Below are 19,345 nucleotides of genomic sequence, written 5' to 3' on the forward strand. Positions count from 1 at the left end.
TTTAAAGTGTTTCACTTGATGTTTTTGGCAATTTCATAATAATGGCTGTGCCTTTTCCTTCTTCACTTTCTATATTAATCCCATATCCTTCTCCATATAAAAGCTTAATACGTTTTTGCACATTAATAACACCAATATGATTTCTTCCTTTTCCCTTCTCTTCTGATTCACTTTCAATAAAGACTTTTTGTGAATTATTAAGTTCATGCTGTAAATACGCTAGTCTAGTTGCTTCAATACCAGCGCCTGTATCTTTAATAAAGATTGTAAGTTCTTCTTCATTATCTACCACCTCAATACTAATAATGCCTTCCCCTACTGGCTCAATACCATGTGAAATAGCATTTTCAATGAGTGGTTGTAGTACTAACCTTGGTATATTATAATCTAATAGATGTTCTGGTACCTTCGTTTCAAACTGTATACGTTCTCCAAAACGTTTTTGAATCAAGAAAATATAGTTTTTCAAGTACTCTATTTCTTCTTGAAGTGTTAAATAATGACTATCCCGTCTATCTATATTTACTTCCATAATTCCTGATAATGCCTCTATCATTTGTGCTATATCATCATTTCCACTCATACGCGCTTTCCAGTTTATCATTTCTAATGTATTGTATAGAAAATGTGGATTAATCTGTGATTGTAATGCCTTCAGCTCTGAGCTTTTTAATATAATCTGTTCTCTATATACGCAATTCACCAGATATTGAATCTGCTTACTCATCCTATTAAACGACGCGTAAACATATCCAATCTCATCTTGATAATCTCCCTTGATTTGAACACCCATTTCCCCCTTTTCAATCTGTTGCATCTTATCACTTAGCAGGTACACTGGATAAATCAACTCTTTATAAAGTTTATTGGCAACTAATAAGAAAATAGGTAATGTACTAATACAAAGCATAAACATAAATCTTGATAAGGCTCTTATCTCTTCTAATAGTATGTCTGTTGATATATAGACTGCTGTTCCTACTGTTAGGTTTTGTGTAGAAAATAAATTATAGATAATCGCCTCTTTTTTATTTTCTTCTTTATAGACAATATCTTTTTCTGGTTGCATCTCCATAAAATCATTTAACTTAAACTTCTTCTTCTCCGTTAAATTTCCGATAGCTACAAGCTCTGAACCTTCATTAGCTTGTATATAAATAGCTTCTTTTGCCCCTTCAAGTAGCTCTTCATACTTGTGCATGAGTTGTTTTTTATCTAGCTTAATAACGATTGTACCTGTATGTTCATAAGTATCTCTATAAAAAAGCTTCTGAGCAAAATAAATATTATTTAACTCATCTATGTAGTAAGTTTTATTCAAATCCTCATCTTCAAGCTTTTGATTAATTTTATTAAAGACATTATACTTATTAAATTGATCACGCTCATAATTGGCTTTAGATCGGTCCCTAAACTCATCTCTAAACTCCATATAACTAAATTGATTTTGTTCCCTAAACTGATAAGCTGCTAACGTAATATCTTGCCTTGATAAAACTAATGACTTTAAGTACTTCCCTACCTTTTCTTCTTTCATATTATAGTCATTCATTAACATCTTATCTATTTTCTCAATGTTCTCAGTCGTATGATCTTTCGGATCTATCCCTGCCATTTTCAGACGACCATAATAATATTGCATAAAATCATAAATAGCTTCATCATATTGAGTATCTGTAAGAAACTTTTCTATATCATGCAACTTCTCTTCAAACCAATCTGATGTTACCAGCACATCCTTTTGCACCGAATTAATAAAATGCTTTGTAATGACTTCTTCATAGTTTTTATAACCTACATACCCAATTAAAATCGTTGGATAAATTACTAATATTAAAACAAAAATAGTCCACTTTGTTTTAATAGAGGTTTTCATTCTATATTTCGCCAAATTCATCCCTTTCCCCCTATTTTAAGCCGTAACTCTATTGTATCATAATATAATTTTTTATTAAACATTCATAAAACTTCTATCTTTATTTTAATTTTTTGTCTTTTTATACTTTTCTCCTATTTTAAGTTAGTTTAGTTGGCTTCAATCTTATGCTATACTGTATAAGATTAAATCCGTTAGTTAACACTTAAAATAGAAATCCTAAAAGGAGTTTATTATGTATAATTATAAAATTTCTCTTGCCTATGACGGCAGCAAATATTTAGGTTGGCAAGTTCAAAGTAATCAACCACTTAAAACCATTCAAGGAAAACTTGAAAATGTCCTTGGAAAACTTTTTGATGAACCTATTCAAGTTATTGCATCTGGACGTACTGATGCAGGTGTTCATGCACGTATGCAAGTTGCTAACTTCCATACAACAACTTATAAAAATCCAGAAGAGATTCTGCATTATTTACGTCAATACCTTCCACAAGATATTGCCATTACTAGTCTTAAAGACGCTTCTGAACGTTTCCATGCACGTTACAACTGTCTTACAAAACGTTATGGTTACTATATTGATACAAACTTCTTTGCTGACCCTTTCTCAGTACGCTTTGCTTATCATGTACCTGAATCACTTCATTTAGAAAAAATGGAACAAGCAGCTTCCCATCTTCTTGGTACCCATGATTTTAAAAGCTTTACATCAATGAAAAATAAAAAGAAGAGTACGATCAAACATATTCACAGTATTGACATTCAGCCTACATCTTGTGGTATTGTTATCTATTATCATGGTAATGGCTTCTTGCAACATCAAGTTCGTATTATGACAGGCACTTTATTAGAAGTAGGACTAGGTCATATGGAACCAGAAGCTATTCTTACCATTTTAGAAGGCAAATCTCGTGCTTTAGCTGGCCCTACTGCACCAAGCCATGGACTTTTCCTTGAAGAAGTGCTTTACTAAGATTATATAAAGTGTATAAGGAGGGATTTTTATAGAAGCTTATATTATTGCTCATAAAAAAGAATTCATGAACAAACTTATCAAATCAGATCTCTTTGATAGTTTCCAATTACGCGAAGCAGTCATTCATACTGCATTCAAATCCGTATTAGATGGACATAGAAATATCGATTTCTACAATACAGATGAGCGCGAAGGTCTTAGTGACTATCTCACTTGGGGAGAAATGCGACCTTATATTTATCAATTTATTACTGGAAGTAAATCTCCTTCTTATTTTAAAATTATTTTATGTACCAATAAACAAAAAACAGAAGCCATATCCGATCAAGTAGATACTTTCTTTGTTAATATCACCTTTAAAGCTTCTGAGATTACAGTTAGTACTGGAGTAGCCTATAAAACTTTCACACTTGATAAATCACCAGAAAATATTTGGGATACTAAGATTAAAAACTTTCTTTTTAAATATGAATTTTTATAGGGGGATCTTATGGATTACAGTAAATTAAAAACCAGCTTTCTACTCCTTTTACTTATGACAATTATCCAATTGCTAGTAGCTATTTTTATTTTGCATCATACACTCATTACTTTACTTTCCATAGGTGCAATGCTCTTATGTATTGGTGGATTATTTTACACAAATAAGCATATAAACGATAAAAAGGAGTAATCATAAGATTACTCCTTTTTACTACCTATATCTTTTGCTTATGTTTCGTACTACTACATAAGTCGTTAAGATACCGCGTTATTTAATTGTTATTTTGATTGTCCGCCCATTTGAGCTTCTTGAGCAGCGATCATACGTTTAACCATTTCTCCACCAACAGAACCAGCTTGTTTAGCTGTGATATCTCCGTTGTAACCTTGTTTTAATGGTACACCTAATTCTGATGCTACTTCTTGTTTCATTGCGTCTAATGCTTGGTTTTTCATTTGAGTTGCCTCCTTGAAAATATGAATTAGATTTTATTAACCAGCGCTTTTGTTGCTGGTTATAGTCATACTTTACCCAAACATGCATTGTATTATTACCAGCAAATTTTGGCATTTTTGCATGTTTATTTCCAATTTTAAATATAAGTAGCATTACACTTTCGATTACTTGCTTATAGGTGGTTGACAATCAATTTTTGTTAATAGTATTATAGATATGTTTAAGGAGTTATATAATTACTTAATCAAATTTTATCTTTAGGAGGTTTTATATATGTCTAAACAAGGAAATTTATCAATTCATAGTGAGAACATCTTCCCTATTATTAAAAAATGGCTCTATTCTGATCACGATATCTTTGTTCGTGAAATAATCTCCAACGCATGTGACGCCATTTTAAAATTCAAAAAACTTTGTGATATGGGTGAAACAACAGATACACTTAATCTTCCTTTTGAAGTAAAAGTAACTGTTAATGAAAAAGAAGGTACGATTACTGTTTCTGATAACGGTATTGGTATGACAGAAGAAGAAGTTGAAAAATACATTACTCAAATCGCATTTTCTGGTGCTGAAGACTTCCTCAACAAATACCAAGATAAAATGGATAAAGATCAAATCATCGGTCATTTCGGACTTGGTTTCTACTCAAGCTTCATGGTTGCTGATACAGTAGAAATTGATACCCTTTCCTATACAGGTGGTGAAGCGATTCACTGGAACTGCGATGGTGGTACAACTTATGAACTTTCAGAAGGTAAACGTACAACACGCGGTACAGATATCATCTTACATGTAAACGAAGAAAGCAAAGAGTTCCTTAGCTACTACACACTCTCTTCTATAATTGAAAAATACTGCAACTTTATGCCAGTACCAATCTATGTGATTGATGCCAATAAAGAAGAAGAGCCAGCTCAAGAAGGTGAAACAAAAGAACCTACCGTACCAACTCCAGTAAATGATCCTGTTCCACTTTATACAAAGAAACCATCTGAATGTACAGATGAAGAATACAAAGCATTCTATAGCAAAACTTTCATGGATTATAATGAACCACTATTCTGGATTCATTTAGATATGGATTATCCATTTAATTTAAAAGGTATCCTCTACTTCCCTAAACTTCATAATGAATATGAAATGGTAGAAGGAAAAATCAAACTTTATAATAATCAAGTGTTTGTTGCAGATAATATCAAAGAAGTTATTCCAGAATTCCTCTTACTTCTTAAAGGTATTATTGATTGTCCAGATATTCCTCTTAACGTATCACGTAGTTTCTTACAAAATGATGGCTTCGTTAAGAAAATCTCTGACTACATTACAAAGAAAGTGGCAGACAAGCTTATTTCTCTTTATAAAAAAGAACTTGAGCACTATGAAGCATGTTGGGATTCTATCTCACCATTCGTTAAATACGGTTGCTTAAGAGAAGAAAAATTTGCTGACAAAATGAACGACTATATCCTTTATAAAACAATAGATGATACGTATACTACACTTAAAGACTATCTTGAAAAAGTTAAAGATACCAATGAAAACAAAGTATTCTATGTATCAGACAAAGAAAAACAAGCGCAATATGTAAGTATGTTCAAAGAAAATGGTATGTCTGCTGTATACTTAAATCATCCTATTGACTCTTCATTTATCTCTCATGCTGAAATGAAGAACAAAGATGTTCACTTTATGCGTATTGACTCAGATATCTCTTCTGCTCTTAAACAAGATAACGCAGCAATTGATACAGCTAAAGAAGAAAAACTTGGTAAACTCTTTGGTGAGATCTTAAAACAAGATAAGCTGAAAGTAAAACTTGAAAGTCTTAAGAGTACTACTGTACCATCTATGTTACTTATTTCTGAAGAAAGCCGTCGTATGCAAGAAATGATGAAACTCTATGGCATGGATACAGCAAACATGGCACCAAGTGAAGCAACATTAATACTTAATGAAAATCACCCACTCATCACAACACTTGCTGACAAAGACTTAGATGCGCATACAAAAGATTTAGTTTGTCATCACCTCTATGACTTAGCCCTTATTTCAAATCAAACCTTAAGTGCAGAGGCAATGCAAGCATTCTTACAACGCAACAACGAACTTTTAATGACATTACTTAACAAATAATTTAAACGCTAGGTGGTGACTACCCATGTCATTTGAAAAAATGCAAGACAACGATAGACCAGTTATACATGCTAGAACTTGTATCATGCTTTATGGTTTTACATCACAAGAACTTAAAACCCTTAAGAATATTGCAAGATTAACTGGACTTAGTGATCAAATTCTAGTAAACAAAACAGCACTTACTACTACTGTACTTGATCTACTAGAGAATAATCCACTTCAAGAATCTACTCCGGTAGAACTACCTCCTTACAAGGCAATTGTCTTTAATAATGTGGCTTCTCCTAGAATCAATGCTTTCATTGAGAGCTTGAAAAAGTTCCGTATTGCGAGACCACTTATGGCTACTGTAACAGATACCTCTATCCACTGGACATTTGAAGAACTGGTTCAAAACCTAGCTGCAGAACGCTATTCATTAAAAAATAATATGATTAATATTCATTAAAGAAAAAGGCTAATTTACTTTTTAAGTAAATCAGCCTTTTTCTTTAATGAATATGCCCAGACTAAAAATCAATCACTTAGCAACATTGTATAATCAACTACTTCATACTTTATTAATTTTTACTAAATCAAATCTTTTTATAAAAATAGCGACGAATTCAGCTCCTCTGCGGCGTATGTATAGTTATAAGGCAAAACAAATCGCCTTATATAGTATCAGATGGGACAAGTCCTAGGCCCCTTTTCTCTATGATACCTTCCTAAGAAGTCTGAGTAGCTCTCAAGCCTCCTCCTCCCTCGACTTGCTGCTACTCCTCTTCTTAGACACCAGCCCTGTAGGTGGTGGCAACCACAGGTCACTGGCTCCTTATAACTTTACAATGGCTTCCGCCTTTATATGTATTTCTTACACATGGCAAACAACCTATGCCCACGGTCACGTATGAGGTAAATCCAGCGTACACAAGGTCAGCTTGGACACCTGGCATGATACATCCATTAGGGATCCCTTTCACTGCAGGCACACCATCTAGACGCTCGTGTAACCTGGTAAGTCCAAGAGTACTACACCAACGGCTACCGTTATTCCCCATTTGTAATAACTACACCCTTAGGAAGTCTAAAAAAGTTACAAACTTTGCCACACATACGAAAAGTCACCCTAAGTCTAGTCTTTGTGCACTGCACAGGGAGGAAAAGACTGTCTTAGGGTGACTTTTTGTGCTCTAATAGGGTTTATGCAAATCTAAATGTGTATAATCTATAACTCTTAGAGAGTCATTAATGCTTTTTTCAACTGCCTTCTTTGCGTATATTTCTACATTCTTGTTCTGGCGCGGATCATGTGTCAGACAAGCTGCTCCGCCAATACATCCTCCAACACAAGCCATTCCTTCTATAAAATTAAAGGTATTCTTCCTCATCTTGAGAATCTTCAACGCCTTATCTACCTCCTGTAGCCCATTACAAACTAGAGGTCTATAACTAGAAGGTGGCAAGTTTTTTGTCTCTATAATGGATGCAACTGCATCCGATACGCCTCCCGTCCTTGCAAAAGAACGCCCAAAGTATGAAGCATTATTCAAAACTTCTTCTGTGCACTCACTCATGTTAATGCCATAGGCATCTATTAATGCTTCTAGTTCTTCAAATGTCATTGCATAAATTTTCTCTCCGGCTTTCTCATAACGTAGCTTTTCTTCTTTATTTGCCATACATGGTCCTATAAATACTACCTCCGCCTTGTCATCAATTTGTTTAATCAATCTTCTCGTAGCAATCATGGGTGATACCATTGTAGAGATATTCCCCACAAGCTCAGGATACTGTTTTTCTACATAGGATACAAATGCTGGGCAACAAGAGGTCAGCATACAAGATTCTTCTCCCTCTATGACACGTTCAACAAATTCTTTTCCTTCATAATAAGCTACTAAATCTGCTCCTAAAGCTGCCTCTATTACATCAGTAAATCCTATTTGCTTGATAGCACCCACAATCTGACCAATATTAGCTGTATACTGAGTGACTATTGCTGGTGCAATAACTGCATATACATTAACATTTTTATCTTTTCTAGATTGCTCTATCAACTTGGTAATAGGTATAATCTCACTTTGGTCACTTATTGCACCAAAAGGACATTGGTAAACACATGCACCGCAGCTAATGCATTTTTCATCTTCTATTTTTACTTTATTATCATCACAAATTTGAATGGCTTTCCCCTTACAAGCACGTATACATGGTTTTAAATTATCTACTATAGCATTGAATGGGCAGACCTCCTTACACTTCCCACAACTCACACATTTGCTATAATCAATGTGGGCTTTGCCATCAATTTTCTCAATGGCACCACATTTACATGCCTGCATACAGCGTTGTGCAAAACATCCTCTACATGAATCTGTAATAGTATAATGTTCCCTTGAACATTCGTCACAAGCACTTTCGATAGTATGAATAATATTTTGTCCTGGTAGCATAAGATTAGAGGCTAAATTAACCCTCTCTTCTATAATCGCTCTCTCATGATAGACACAACATCTTGAAATCGGCTTATTCCCTGGTAAAATTTCATTAGGAATTTGATATTTAGTTGTATCAAAACTTTGATCTATTGTTTTTTGAATAACCTTTTTAAGTACCTCATATCTAATCCACTGCACATCTGTTTCAAAAGTTCTCATTATGTTTCTCCCCCTTATTATAAATAAGCTACAATCTCATCTTGAAAGATCTGAGAAACATTCTCCCTGGATACAGATAAAACCTTACCATCCCAACGTTTTACTGATACTGCATCTACACAATTTTTAAGACAAAAAGCTGCTGTAATCTCCAACTCACTTTGTAAGCTTTGCTCAACAATAAGTTTTTTTAACACCTCAATGACTTCATAAGAACCCTTAACATGGCACGCACTCCCTATACAAATACTAATTGTTTTCATTGTGCCCCCCTTATTATTTTTAAAATTTAATATAATATTATAATATATTCAATCCTACTTCAAATCAACAAGTTTGTTATATTTTTATCAAATAATTCTAAGATGAATTGAATTTTTCAATTAAACTTATGCTTATTTCAAATTTCTTATTACATAATCCGTTCATAACTACAAATACTAAAAGAACATTTCAAACACAAAGCGAGGTTGATGAAATGAACTCAAAAAATCGTAAAGTTTCATGTGATGAAACCCCTATCAAAGTTCCTTTAGCAGCTATGCTCTCTACCGAAAATCTTGGTGGAGGGGTAGAAATGAATACGGATAACCTAGGCGCAGGTCTTACTGAATATATAGGCTGGCGTATGGTTGAGGAGGATTCTAAAAACTAAGTATTACAAAAATACCCCTAAGGTATTGTTGCTTCTATCTAAGCAATCTACCTTAGGGGTATTTTTATTTTTTATTATTTTATTATAAACTCCTGGGCATATGGTAAAGTCTCTACCCATCTACAGAAAGTATGCCACTCTTCTAATTTATGATGTTTACGCGCTGTATACATATTACGGATGTTCTCATAAGTCATTGAACATGTACGCATTTGATTATAGCTTGATGGTAACAATTGAATGATACTGTACCAAGTTGTTTTATCTTTTGTTTCGTTAAAATCTACACGAAGTGTCTCTAACTGTTTAATGATTAAATCCATTGTTGCAAGTGTTGCTTCATTCATATGATCTGTGCTGAAATCTTCTACTTCAAAAGCTTTACTATGAATCTTATGCATTGTACTTGTAGAGTTTGTAGTTGTACCTACTTTGTAAGTATCGTATTCTTTCCACCAGTAAAGAGGTGCTGTAATATCTACAGAAACAAAGATTTGACGTAAGAATTTGCGGTGATCACTTCCTGCTTTACAAAGTCTTGATCCTAAATCTAGATCATTCTCTCCAAGGATATAGTTACCTTCTTCGTCATAATGACTGTCTATTCTATGCCAGCTATTCATTGGATTTCTTGCTCCGCGAATAGCATTTTCAATGTTCATAACATCTGTACGTTCTAATCTAATCATCTTCATTCTCCCTCATTTTAATCTAAAGTTACCCATGTATCGATATGATAAAGGTATAAACATTTCTCTTTAACAGGAAGCCCTGTAATTTCGCTTAAGGCTCTTGCATAGAGTTCAAGCTGTACACTATAGCGTTCTTTAATACGCTTAATGCCTTCTTCTATGCCATGCTTATCAATATAATCTGTCTTATAATCAATAATGACTAAACCATCTTCTTCTATAAAGCATGTATCTACTACCCCTTGTAGTAAGATTTCTTCTTCTCTATCATAGATTTCTTCTACTTCATCAGCTGGTAATAAATAAACAAATGCTTTTTCTTTCCAAATATGCTGACACTCTGCCATACGTTTTAACATTTCAGAATGAGCCATACGCTCTAATCTTGCTAAGTCTACTAAACTTGCTGCTTCTTCATGAAGTTTACCCGTCTCTACAAGACGTGTAAGTTCTGCCATAATAAGGTCAGCTGTTTTACATTGGAGGAGATCGAGTTGCTCAAATACACTGTGGATTAATGTTCCTCTTACAGTTGCCTGCATCGTTGTTTCTTGTTGCATAAACTTTGGAACAACCTTATCTTCAAACATTCCCCATCTCATATCATCACCAGATGTGGCAAGTACTTCATCTACTACATTCACATCCTGTTTTGTAGCTTGTTGAGTCTCTACACCTACACGCTTAGAGATATAATATGCCGTATTTTCTTCTTGATCTTGTCCATACATTTGGGTACTTAGTATAACAGACTCATCCCCCTCTTGTATACTCTCTCCTAATGCGTTCACTCCACTACTCTCACTCTGGATGCTTGGGCACTCTATACTTGTAGCCTTCATGTTTTTTTGTTGAACATTTTCTTCCTTAACCTGATGTTCTAGCATGGCTTGTTTTTTCAAATCTGATACAGTAACTTTGACAGGCATCGTTGTTGCCCTCTCATAAGGGTAGACATAGTTTAGATAGTTGTAAAGCGCATCCTTATGTTCTGTATATGCTGTCTCTACATTCCAATCCTCTAGTAATGCTTCTCTTTGTTCCACCTTTTCTTCTAGGGTTTGATGATTGCTAAGAAGTGCCTCTTTAGGTATACAGCTCAGCTGCCATCTTCCTTTACCTTCAAAGAGATAAGTAGGTTCTACACCAAGTTTAGCACGCAAATCATCAAAGCCTGCATGTGCGAATAAGCTCATTCCAATCCAGCTTAAATAAGTTGGTGACTTTCTAAGTCCTAGTGGTAGAATCCCTTCACTATTTCTAATGGCAAATGGACTCCATTTATTAACTTCTTTATCTATATCTTTAACTGTCCCTGTTATAAATAGCTTTTCTTTTGCTCTTGTAAGTGCTACATAAAGTACACGCATCTCTTCTGAAATATTCTCAGAGATAATACGACGTTTAATGGCTTCAAACGGTAACGTTTCATAAAGAATATTGGTATCTTTATCCGTATACTTTGGTCCTAAACCGAGTTCATGATGCATAAGGACGTTTTTCATAATATCTTGATTGTTAAAAGTTTTGTTGGTATTACACACAAATACAATAGGGAATTCTAACCCTTTACTTTTGTGTATGGTCATAATCTGAACAAGATTTTCACTTTCTCCTACTAGCTTCGCTTCTCCAATTTTTGCACCTGATGCTTTCAACTTATCCATGTATTGTAAAAATGCAAAAAGTCCTACACCATTATTGGCTTCAAAATCCTCGGCATATTTCTTGAGCAGTTTCAAATTGGCTTTTTTCTTAGCCCCTGCTGGTAACATGCCTACATAGCTATAGTAACCTGTCTCTATAAAAAGCCTTGCCATCAATTCTTCTAATGGCATAAGTGACGCTTCTTCTCTATAATGAGCCAGTAATTTTACAAATTCTTGTAATGCTATAGATGGCTCTCTTTCTTCTACATATTTACAAAGTGCTGTATAGAGGTCGACCTCTTCATCTAGCTTCCGTACTTGTAGTATCTCATCAAAATCTAAACCTACCATCGGTGAACGTAATACAGTCAGAAGAGGTATATCTTGTCTTGGGTTATCAATAACTTGTAGAAGGCTTATCATAATCTGCACTTCCATTGCCTCAAAGAAGTTGCTACTTACATCAGCATAAGCATCTATCCCTTCACGCAAAAGAGCTTCTTCAAATAAGTTAGCTTTTTCCTGTACAGAGCGGAGTAAGATTACAATATCCCTGGGCTCTACTTTACGATACTTCCCTTCTTCCTTATCATAGACAACCTTTGGATTGGCTTCACCTCTTAGAATTGCACTAATCTTTTGTGCCACCATAAGTGCTTCAACCTCTATATTTTTAAGGTCTTGTGGTGTATCTTCTCCTGAAGCTTCCTCGTTCTCTTCCTTATCTGTATCTTGTGTCTCTACTAAGCATACCTCCACATGGTCTGCCACTTCTTCCTGGTAGGCCTCGTAGTCACCTTCTGTATAATGGTTACCTACTTTAAGCTTGGCATCTTCGTCATAGCAAAGCTCTCCTACACGCTTACTCATAATTTGTTTGAATAAATCATTGGTCGCTTCTAAGATATTGGCACGACTTCTAAAGTTTTGTGAAAGGTCAATACAGATTTCAGGTTGTATAGCACCCTCTTCAAACTTCTCATAGCGTTCATACTTATCTGCAAAAATAAGTGGGTTAGCAAGTCTAAAGCGATAAATACTCTGTTTCATATCTCCTACCATAAAGCGAGTTGGCCCATTCTCTTTAGCTAAGGCAATAGCACCTAGGAGCGTCTCTTGCACGGCGTTACTATCTTGGTACTCATCTATATAAATTTCCTCATAGAAATCTGCTAATTCCTTAGCAACTTCTGTATAAATCAGCTCGGTATATCCATCTTCCGTTTCACCATGTGTTACAAAAAGCTTTAAGGCTAAATGTTCTAAGTCATTATAATCTGCAAGTCCTTTATCTCTCTTCGCCTCACTAAAACGTGCATCAAAAGCTTTGACCCATTTTACAAGTGTCTGCATAAGTTCACCTGCTTTATATGTCTTGCTGCTTAGATAAGGGTCACGTAGAAGCTTGGTTACTGTTTGAGCTTTCTTCACAATATCCTTAGCAAGTTCTCTATAGCCTTTGACACGCTCTTTAAGAATATCACTACAATCTTGCTTCTTACTGGATAATCGTCCAAAACTTATACCATCTATACAAGCTAAAAGCATCTCTACATCTGATACTGGCACTTCTAATAGGCGCTCAATTTGTTCAAAATCTTTAACCAACGTTTCTTCATAGGCTGCTGGCCCATCTGGTCTACGAGTAAGTTTAAGTGCCTCATCATAGACTAGCTTCAAATCTTTAAAGTCTTCTAGAATCTCTGCTATAAGTTCCCTTTCCCAGATTGATTCACCAATCCCTTCATGTGGCTCACAAAGTTTGTTGCTCATCTCATCTAACCACTCATTGGGGAATATGGTACTCTTAGAAAAAGTATAAAGATCTAAGATAAGATCCATTAATGGCTCTAATCCGCGAATGCTTCCATAAGTCTCTGCAAGTTCTAAGAAGTCTTCGTTATCTTCTTCCTCAAACGCTTCTTCTAGCATTTCTTCTAGAATATCTAATTTCATAACCTGTAACTCAGATTCATTGCCTACTTTAATGTTAGGATCAATCTCTAAGTAGGTGAAATAGTTCTTAATGGCTTTAAGACAGAAGGAGTGAATGGTAGAAATAGATGCTTTCGGTAAAAGAGCAAGTTGTCTTTCTAAATAGGCAACTTGCTCCATAGCCTTTTCACTTTCCTCTTCTTGTTGCAATGTTTCTATCGCCTTGCTCATTTTATCAGCGATACGTTCTTTCATCTCATGGGCAGCTGCACTTGTAAAGGTTACAATCAAGAATCTATCAATATCTATACCTACTTCTTCTTCATTTCCCATAATCCTTTTAAATACACGTTCTGTAAGGACTGCTGTCTTACCAGAACCAGCTGCTGCTGATACAAGTATGGTTGCACCACGTTTATCAATCGCAGCTTGTTGCATCGGTGTCCATGCCATCATTCATCCCTCCTTTAGCAAGTCTTTCCCATATTTCTTTGTTTCCTAATGGCTCAAGTTGATTATAATGATTATCTTTTGTCGCAGGATCAAATTGGCAAATCGTATGGTACTTACAAAATGCACAAGCATCTTTTTCTTTTAATTTACAAGGTCTTGCACTGATTTTCCCAGCTAACATATCCTTACCTAAGTTACGAATCAAATCATGCATATAGCCAATTAATGCTTTAAACTGATTTTCGCTAGCAACTTGAGATGTACTACCTAGGGTACCATCTTTTTTCACTTTTGCTGGTACAATCTCTCCTTTAATACCTGATTCCATTTTTTCTAGAATATCTAAGTTATCAATACTAAGTCCTGATAATTTGTATTGCTTAAGTTGCTTAGTGAGTGCTTCACTAAGTGCCATCCCTGTCTCGTACTTGATGGTACGTGTATCAATATGGAAATAAAACATACCCGCAGCTTTATTGCGCTCATTAAGACGTAGATAAGCATCTAAATAAAGTAAAAGTTGAAGTTGAAGACCATGATACAGTTCTAGGAGACTAAAGTTTTTGTTACCTGACTTATAGTCTAGTACCTTAACATAACGTTCTTCTTCATCTTTCATATAGACATCCACACGGTCAATCTGCCCACGTAGATAAATGGTATGTTCATCATCTAATACAATTTCAATAGGTGGCATCTCTTCACTACCAAAGCTTACTTCATAGGCTTCTGGTACAAATTCTCCAGCCTTTAACTGATACGTCATAGCACCTATTGCACGTTTGGTCATTTTCTTTGCCTTTTTTAAAGTGTAGGCAAATCTACCATCTTGCTTCGCATTTTGACTAAGCTTAGCCGCACTATAGCGAAGTGCTTCTTCAATAGACTCATCTTGTTGTTCTTCCGTAGCAGTCGTCCAGGTTACCTGACGCTTTTTAAGCTCTTTTGGATAACGTTCTAATGTCTGGTGGAAAAGTGTTCCAAGATCTGCTGCATTCCACTGAAGTACTTTACGCTCTGAAGCTCTAAGTCCATAACGGATAAAGTAACAACATGGACAGTTACGATAAAGTTCTAACTGAGATATGTTCGTTACTAAGCCTTCACTATAAAGGAGCTTCGCATTTTCCTCTTTGAGTTGATCTTGCTGATTACTATAAGCCATATAGGTTGTCAGATGTTTAAACTTATCTTGCCACTGTGGTGAAGTCATAAACCAACTTACGGCATCTTGCCATGGTCCCTCTTCTCCTTGCCCATCTAAGTAGCGTCTCATCTCCCAGCCTACATACCCTAGTGCTGGACGTGGTAATTGAAGTGGGTCTAAGGTATCTTTGTTCATCTCTTCCATTCCAAAGATCTTCTTCATTTTATAGAATACAATAGATGGTCTTAGGGCTTTCCCTGTTTCATCTGCTTGTATGGTACTTACATAGAGTTTTTCTCTTGCTCTTGTAAAAGCATAGTACACTAAAAACTGCCCCATATAGAGTGGGTTATTCACCATAACATCGTATAGCCTAGAACGTTTCTCATCTCCAGTTTCACAAAGTTGCATCAAGGTCAACTTGTCCATATCTGAAAAGAGTGGCATGCCTTCATCTACTTTTGGTATAACCCCTTCATTAACCCCTAATATAAATAGTGCTTTCACTTGTGGAATACGGCTTCTATCAATATTCCCTACAATCACTTGATCTTTCGAAGGTGGTATGATCCCCATCTCTATATAGCCAAAACTTGTTTTAAGGATATTTTTATAAGCTTTTAAAGCTACTTTTTCATCCCCAAGTAGATCTACTAAACGTTCTAATGTATCCACAACCTGTCCCCATATCTGGGTATTTTCTAATTCAAGGGCAAGTTCTCCATTCAGCTTATAGTATGCAATGCGTGCTTGAATGGTTTCATAAGCATGAATTTCTTCAAGGAATAGATAGATTGCTTTACTCGCTTCACTAATAGGCATTTTTCCACTGGTATCTTTGGCTTGTTGTAATATTTCTTCTAAATGAATAAGTGGACTCATAACACGTTCTTTAATGCCTTGAATAATTTCTAAATCCATACCTTTACTTTCTCTTGTCCACTCTGCCTGCCATTTTCTCTTATTTTGTATACCATGCTCTAGCATGTAATTTTCTAATAAGTCTATTTCCTCACGGGATAGGTCTAACATATTAAATCGTAAGAATGTCATCATACTCTTATAGTTCCAGCTGGTTGTCATCACATCTAGTACTGCATCAATCACAGCAACTAAACTATTGGTATGGATACTTTTTTTATCATCCATAAACACTGGGATACCATATTCTTTAAAGGTACTTACAATAGTAGATTTATACTGGCCCATATCTCCTACAAGTACAGCCATATCATGGTAGCGATAGCCTTCATCACGAATAAGCTTCACCATTTGCCTTGCTACTTGTACGACCTCATCATCTTTTGAAGCGTAGGTTGCAAGCTTGACTGATTCTTGTGGTAGTCCATAAGGCTTAGCATAAGACTTGAGATAATTTTCATTAAGATAGCTCAAGGCATCTGTATCTACATTTTCAGGTTTTATCACTTCTGTTTTAAACTCCACTTGGCTTAACTCGCAACGTTTAATAAGCGCTTGATAATTTTTAATGCTATCATAGAATGGATTATTGGGATAAACATATTCACTCTTATCGTAGTGGCGATCAATGGGAAGGGTAATAACTACCTTTTGCACCTTATGCATAAGCTCTTCTATAATTTTAAGCTGAGTTGCTGTAAAGCCATAAAATCCATCAATCCATACAACAGCCTCATTCAAATAATGGCTTTTAGAAATAGAGCCTGCCAAACGCTCCATTGTCTTTTCAACAGTCACAAAACGTTCTTTAATAAAGCCATGGAACCATTCATTAATAGCTGTGATATCTTGCATCTTGCATTTGAACACATCACTACTTTTGTCATCTCCTGCTAAAGCATCTAACATCACCTTATCCACTTCATTTTGTTCAAAAATAGTAATGAGACGATTCATGCCATCAACAAAGCCTTCACTGTTATAACTTGTTTTATAATAAGATAACTCTTTTTTATGCTGTTCTAATAATTTTTTGAGGATCATGACACGCTCTAAGTCGTCAATAAGTGGTTGCTTAATCCCACCAACCTCTTTAAGTACTTTTTTAGCTAAGTTCTTAAAGCTCATAACTTCTGTTCTAAGAAGTCCAGGCTTAAGGAGCTTAGCAAGCTCAATTTGTATTTGTAAGTTGAATTGTTCTGGGACAATCATAATAAGATTATGATATGCCTCTTCTCTTAAAGCTTCTTGAATCTCCTTGTAACATACTGTGGTCTTGCCACTCTTGGCTACCCCTAATACAAACTCTACCACATGCCTTCCTCCTTCTTAGTTTTTCTTCTATTATATCAATTCTACGTAACTTGGACACCGTTTTTGTCGTAATTATGTACCTGGTAAGAATTTGACCCAAGTATTGAAAAAAGCCTGTTGGATTATCCAACAAGGCTTCTATAATGATCTCTTAATTTTTCTATTTCATCTCTATCTATATATGGGTAAGCACTCTCTTCACCATCTAAAGTGATTAAAGCTTCATCTAAATATGGTAAACTTTTTGCTGCTTCCCCTGTTAAGCTATAGCTTAAGTTTGCAAGACTTACAAAATATTTTACTTTTTCTTCTAAATAATCCTCATAACTTGCAAAGAGGTGTCTATCATAACGGACTGCACTTTTTTCATAAAGACCACGTAAAATTTCATACGCTTCTTCATTACAGTCTACTGATTCAAGCTTGTGTGCCACATAAAGTTTTGTAAAATAATGCTCTTCATTCTTTAATACCCCCGCTTCAAGCTCGATACCTTTTTCTTGTAAGAGGTGTTTGTAAAATTCTAATGTCTTCATCCTATTCCCCTTCCTGTATATACTCAAGATGTTTTATTTTTACACATTACATAACTTCTGTCAAGTGAATTTATTTTAACTTAACTTTATAAACAAGTTGTGTGCATATCTATAAAACATCTTCCCTTATATCATGGATTATTGGCCGTATTATTAGAACCTGATCCATTCCCATTTCCGTTGCAATTCCCCTTAACGATAATTTTATTGCTTCTTGTAAGACACATAATACTAATCATTACTAAGATAATATACCAAAACCACTTCTCTTCATAGAATTTGACTTTGCCCATATGCTCCCCCTTTAACTGATAAATTCGATTACACTAATACTCTAATTATACGAGGGAATCAGTAAGTTTTCAAACTATTTAGATTTATTTTTTCAAAATTTTTACAGTTCCGGTTTAAGCTATCAAATAAGATCTAAATGCTCTAAAGACATACGATAAGTTACATCTTTTCTTTCTACAATAATTGTAATTTTTTGTTTGAGCTCTTCATCTTCTAGAATCTTGCTCAGTAATTCTTTAGTTGGATTAATTGCAAACGGATGGCCTACCATTTTAAGCATAGTTAAGTCTCCCGTTGTATCTCCATAAGCGTAGCTTTCAGCTAGATCTATATCATACTTATCTACCATTTCTAAGATAGATTTACGCTTACTTACAGCATCCCACATTGGAATAATATCACCACTATAAGTACCTTGTTCATTTACTTTATAGATTGTCCCCCTGTAGTCATCCATATCATATTTATTAGACATTTCTTTTACGAGTTCAATAGGTGAACCTGATATAGCAATGACTTTATGTCCGTTTTCTTTATGATTTTTAATACGTTGTCTAGAAAATGTGTATACACGATCTCCCTTTTGCTCTATTACTTTTTGCGCAATGTAGGACATGTGATAAGGTGTTGTACCCTTTACAGCTTCTGTATATACATCAACCATCTTCAATAAGTAAGTATCATAATCTCCTAATCTCTTATCCCAGTTTAAAAAAGCTGGTCTTACATCACTATGCCATTTACTTGCATCAATGAGTTCATACTTAATCATCTTTTTAAATACCTCAGTAATAAGCCCTTCTCTATATATCGTCCCATCTATATCAAAAAATGCTGCAATATTTTTCATGTCCTAACCTCCTTTTGAATAATTAGAACTAGTATAGAGAACGGTCTAATACTTGTCAAGCTATATTTGTCATTCATTCCTTTACAATGCATTTTACATATTCCTTATCTTACCTATATATTGGCAATATGATTTACTATTTGACTACCTCTTTTGCTCATAGCTATTTCTATAATATTTTCACTTAGTGAGGCTTTTTCATTTACCTGCTCCGGTTGATTCATAGTACAATAGCCTATCAAAAGTAGGATTAAAATAAGAAGAGCTATAAAAAATACACTAATGCTTCTATTTCTTTTCATTTGACCGCCTCCCTTGAAAAAAAT

The 19,345-nt window shown here is 34.9% G+C and carries 18 protein-coding genes; 6 read left to right on the forward strand and 12 right to left on the reverse strand.

Annotated features, from left to right (window positions below; genetic code table 11):
• Position 1: 1 nt before the first annotated feature.
• Positions 2-1,897, reverse strand: a complete 1,896-nt coding sequence (locus PBV87_RS22185) for a sensor histidine kinase (RefSeq protein WP_271013787.1) — start codon at positions 1,895-1,897, stop codon at positions 2-4.
• Between the two features lie 214 nt (positions 1,898-2,111).
• On the opposite strand from PBV87_RS22185, the gene truA reads away from it, so the two are divergent.
• The 3 genes from truA (at position 2,112) to PBV87_RS22200 (ending at position 3,528) form a co-directional block, all read left to right on the forward strand.
• A complete protein-coding gene (gene truA, locus PBV87_RS22190) occupies positions 2,112-2,852 on the forward strand; it encodes a tRNA pseudouridine(38-40) synthase TruA (protein WP_053982678.1) in 741 nt (246 codons plus the stop codon).
• Between the two features lie 67 nt (positions 2,853-2,919).
• On the forward strand, positions 2,920-3,336 hold the full coding sequence (locus PBV87_RS22195; protein ID WP_053982679.1) for a DUF5721 family protein: 417 nt from the start codon (positions 2,920-2,922) through the stop codon (positions 3,334-3,336).
• A gap of 9 nt (positions 3,337-3,345) precedes the next feature.
• A complete protein-coding gene (locus tag PBV87_RS22200; RefSeq protein WP_053982680.1) occupies positions 3,346-3,528 on the forward strand; it encodes a hypothetical protein in 183 nt (60 codons plus the stop codon).
• Positions 3,529-3,617: 89 nt separating this feature from the next.
• On the opposite strand, the gene PBV87_RS22205 is transcribed toward PBV87_RS22200, so the two are convergent.
• Positions 3,618-3,794: an alpha/beta-type small acid-soluble spore protein gene (locus tag PBV87_RS22205; protein ID WP_082238536.1), complete on the reverse strand. Its 177-nt coding sequence runs from the start codon at positions 3,792-3,794 to the stop codon at positions 3,618-3,620.
• Between the two features lie 274 nt (positions 3,795-4,068).
• On the opposite strand from PBV87_RS22205, the gene htpG reads away from it, so the two are divergent.
• Both htpG and PBV87_RS22215 read left to right on the forward strand, forming a co-directional pair.
• On the forward strand, positions 4,069-5,931 hold the full coding sequence (htpG, locus tag PBV87_RS22210; RefSeq protein ID WP_271013788.1) for a molecular chaperone HtpG: 1,863 nt from the start codon (positions 4,069-4,071) through the stop codon (positions 5,929-5,931).
• A gap of 25 nt (positions 5,932-5,956) precedes the next feature.
• The gene (locus PBV87_RS22215) at positions 5,957-6,382 is read left to right on the forward strand and encodes a DUF3783 domain-containing protein (RefSeq protein ID WP_271013789.1); all 426 of its coding nucleotides are present in this window, start codon (positions 5,957-5,959) and stop codon (positions 6,380-6,382) included.
• Between the two features lie 355 nt (positions 6,383-6,737).
• Here PBV87_RS22215 and PBV87_RS22220 read toward each other — a convergent pair whose 3' ends face one another.
• The 3 genes from PBV87_RS22220 to PBV87_RS22230 form a co-directional block, all read right to left on the reverse strand.
• Positions 6,738-6,974: a hypothetical protein gene (locus tag PBV87_RS22220; RefSeq protein ID WP_053982683.1), complete on the reverse strand. Its 237-nt coding sequence runs from the start codon at positions 6,972-6,974 to the stop codon at positions 6,738-6,740.
• Positions 6,975-7,106: 132 nt separating this feature from the next.
• Entirely contained in the window at positions 7,107-8,573 is a 1,467-nt protein-coding gene (locus tag PBV87_RS22225; protein ID WP_271013790.1) for a monomeric [FeFe] hydrogenase, read from the reverse strand.
• 17 nt (positions 8,574-8,590) lie between these two features.
• Positions 8,591-8,836, reverse strand: a complete 246-nt coding sequence (locus PBV87_RS22230; protein WP_053982685.1) for a (2Fe-2S) ferredoxin domain-containing protein — start codon at positions 8,834-8,836, stop codon at positions 8,591-8,593.
• Between the two features lie 215 nt (positions 8,837-9,051).
• Here PBV87_RS22230 and PBV87_RS22235 point away from each other — a divergent pair, with 215 nt between their 5' ends.
• Positions 9,052-9,228, forward strand: a complete 177-nt coding sequence (locus PBV87_RS22235) for a hypothetical protein (RefSeq protein ID WP_154668752.1) — start codon at positions 9,052-9,054, stop codon at positions 9,226-9,228.
• A 74-nt stretch (positions 9,229-9,302) separates the two neighbouring features.
• On the opposite strand, the gene PBV87_RS22240 is transcribed toward PBV87_RS22235, so the two are convergent.
• The 7 genes from PBV87_RS22240 to PBV87_RS22270 form a co-directional block, all read right to left on the reverse strand.
• Positions 9,303-9,917 (reverse strand): hypothetical protein, encoded by a 615-nt coding sequence (locus tag PBV87_RS22240; RefSeq protein WP_271013791.1) that lies wholly within the window; start codon positions 9,915-9,917, stop codon positions 9,303-9,305.
• Between the two features lie 17 nt (positions 9,918-9,934).
• A complete protein-coding gene (gene addA, locus PBV87_RS22245; protein WP_271013792.1) occupies positions 9,935-13,957 on the reverse strand; it encodes a helicase-exonuclease AddAB subunit AddA in 4,023 nt (1,340 codons plus the stop codon).
• The gene (locus PBV87_RS22990) at positions 13,923-17,339 is read right to left on the reverse strand and encodes a PD-(D/E)XK nuclease family protein (RefSeq protein WP_271013793.1); all 3,417 of its coding nucleotides are present in this window, start codon (positions 17,337-17,339) and stop codon (positions 13,923-13,925) included. Before PBV87_RS22990 ends, addA begins: the two co-directional genes overlap by 35 nt.
• A 122-nt stretch (positions 17,340-17,461) precedes the next feature.
• Entirely contained in the window at positions 17,462-17,875 is a 414-nt protein-coding gene (locus PBV87_RS22255) for a hypothetical protein (protein WP_053982689.1), read from the reverse strand.
• 131 nt (positions 17,876-18,006) lie between these two features.
• Complete coding sequence (locus PBV87_RS22260; protein ID WP_154668753.1) at positions 18,007-18,168, reverse strand: hypothetical protein; 162 nt, start codon at positions 18,166-18,168, stop codon at positions 18,007-18,009.
• Positions 18,169-18,290: 122 nt separating this feature from the next.
• Positions 18,291-19,019: an HAD-IB family hydrolase gene (locus PBV87_RS22265; protein ID WP_053982690.1), complete on the reverse strand. Its 729-nt coding sequence runs from the start codon at positions 19,017-19,019 to the stop codon at positions 18,291-18,293.
• Positions 19,020-19,132: 113 nt separating this feature from the next.
• Positions 19,133-19,321 (reverse strand): hypothetical protein, encoded by a 189-nt coding sequence (locus tag PBV87_RS22270; RefSeq protein WP_271013794.1) that lies wholly within the window; start codon positions 19,319-19,321, stop codon positions 19,133-19,135.
• Positions 19,322-19,345: the final 24 nt, after the last annotated feature.

Source organism: Holtiella tumoricola, assembly GCF_027857615.1.
Lineage (GTDB): Bacteria > Bacillota > Clostridia > Lachnospirales > Cellulosilyticaceae > Holtiella > Holtiella tumoricola.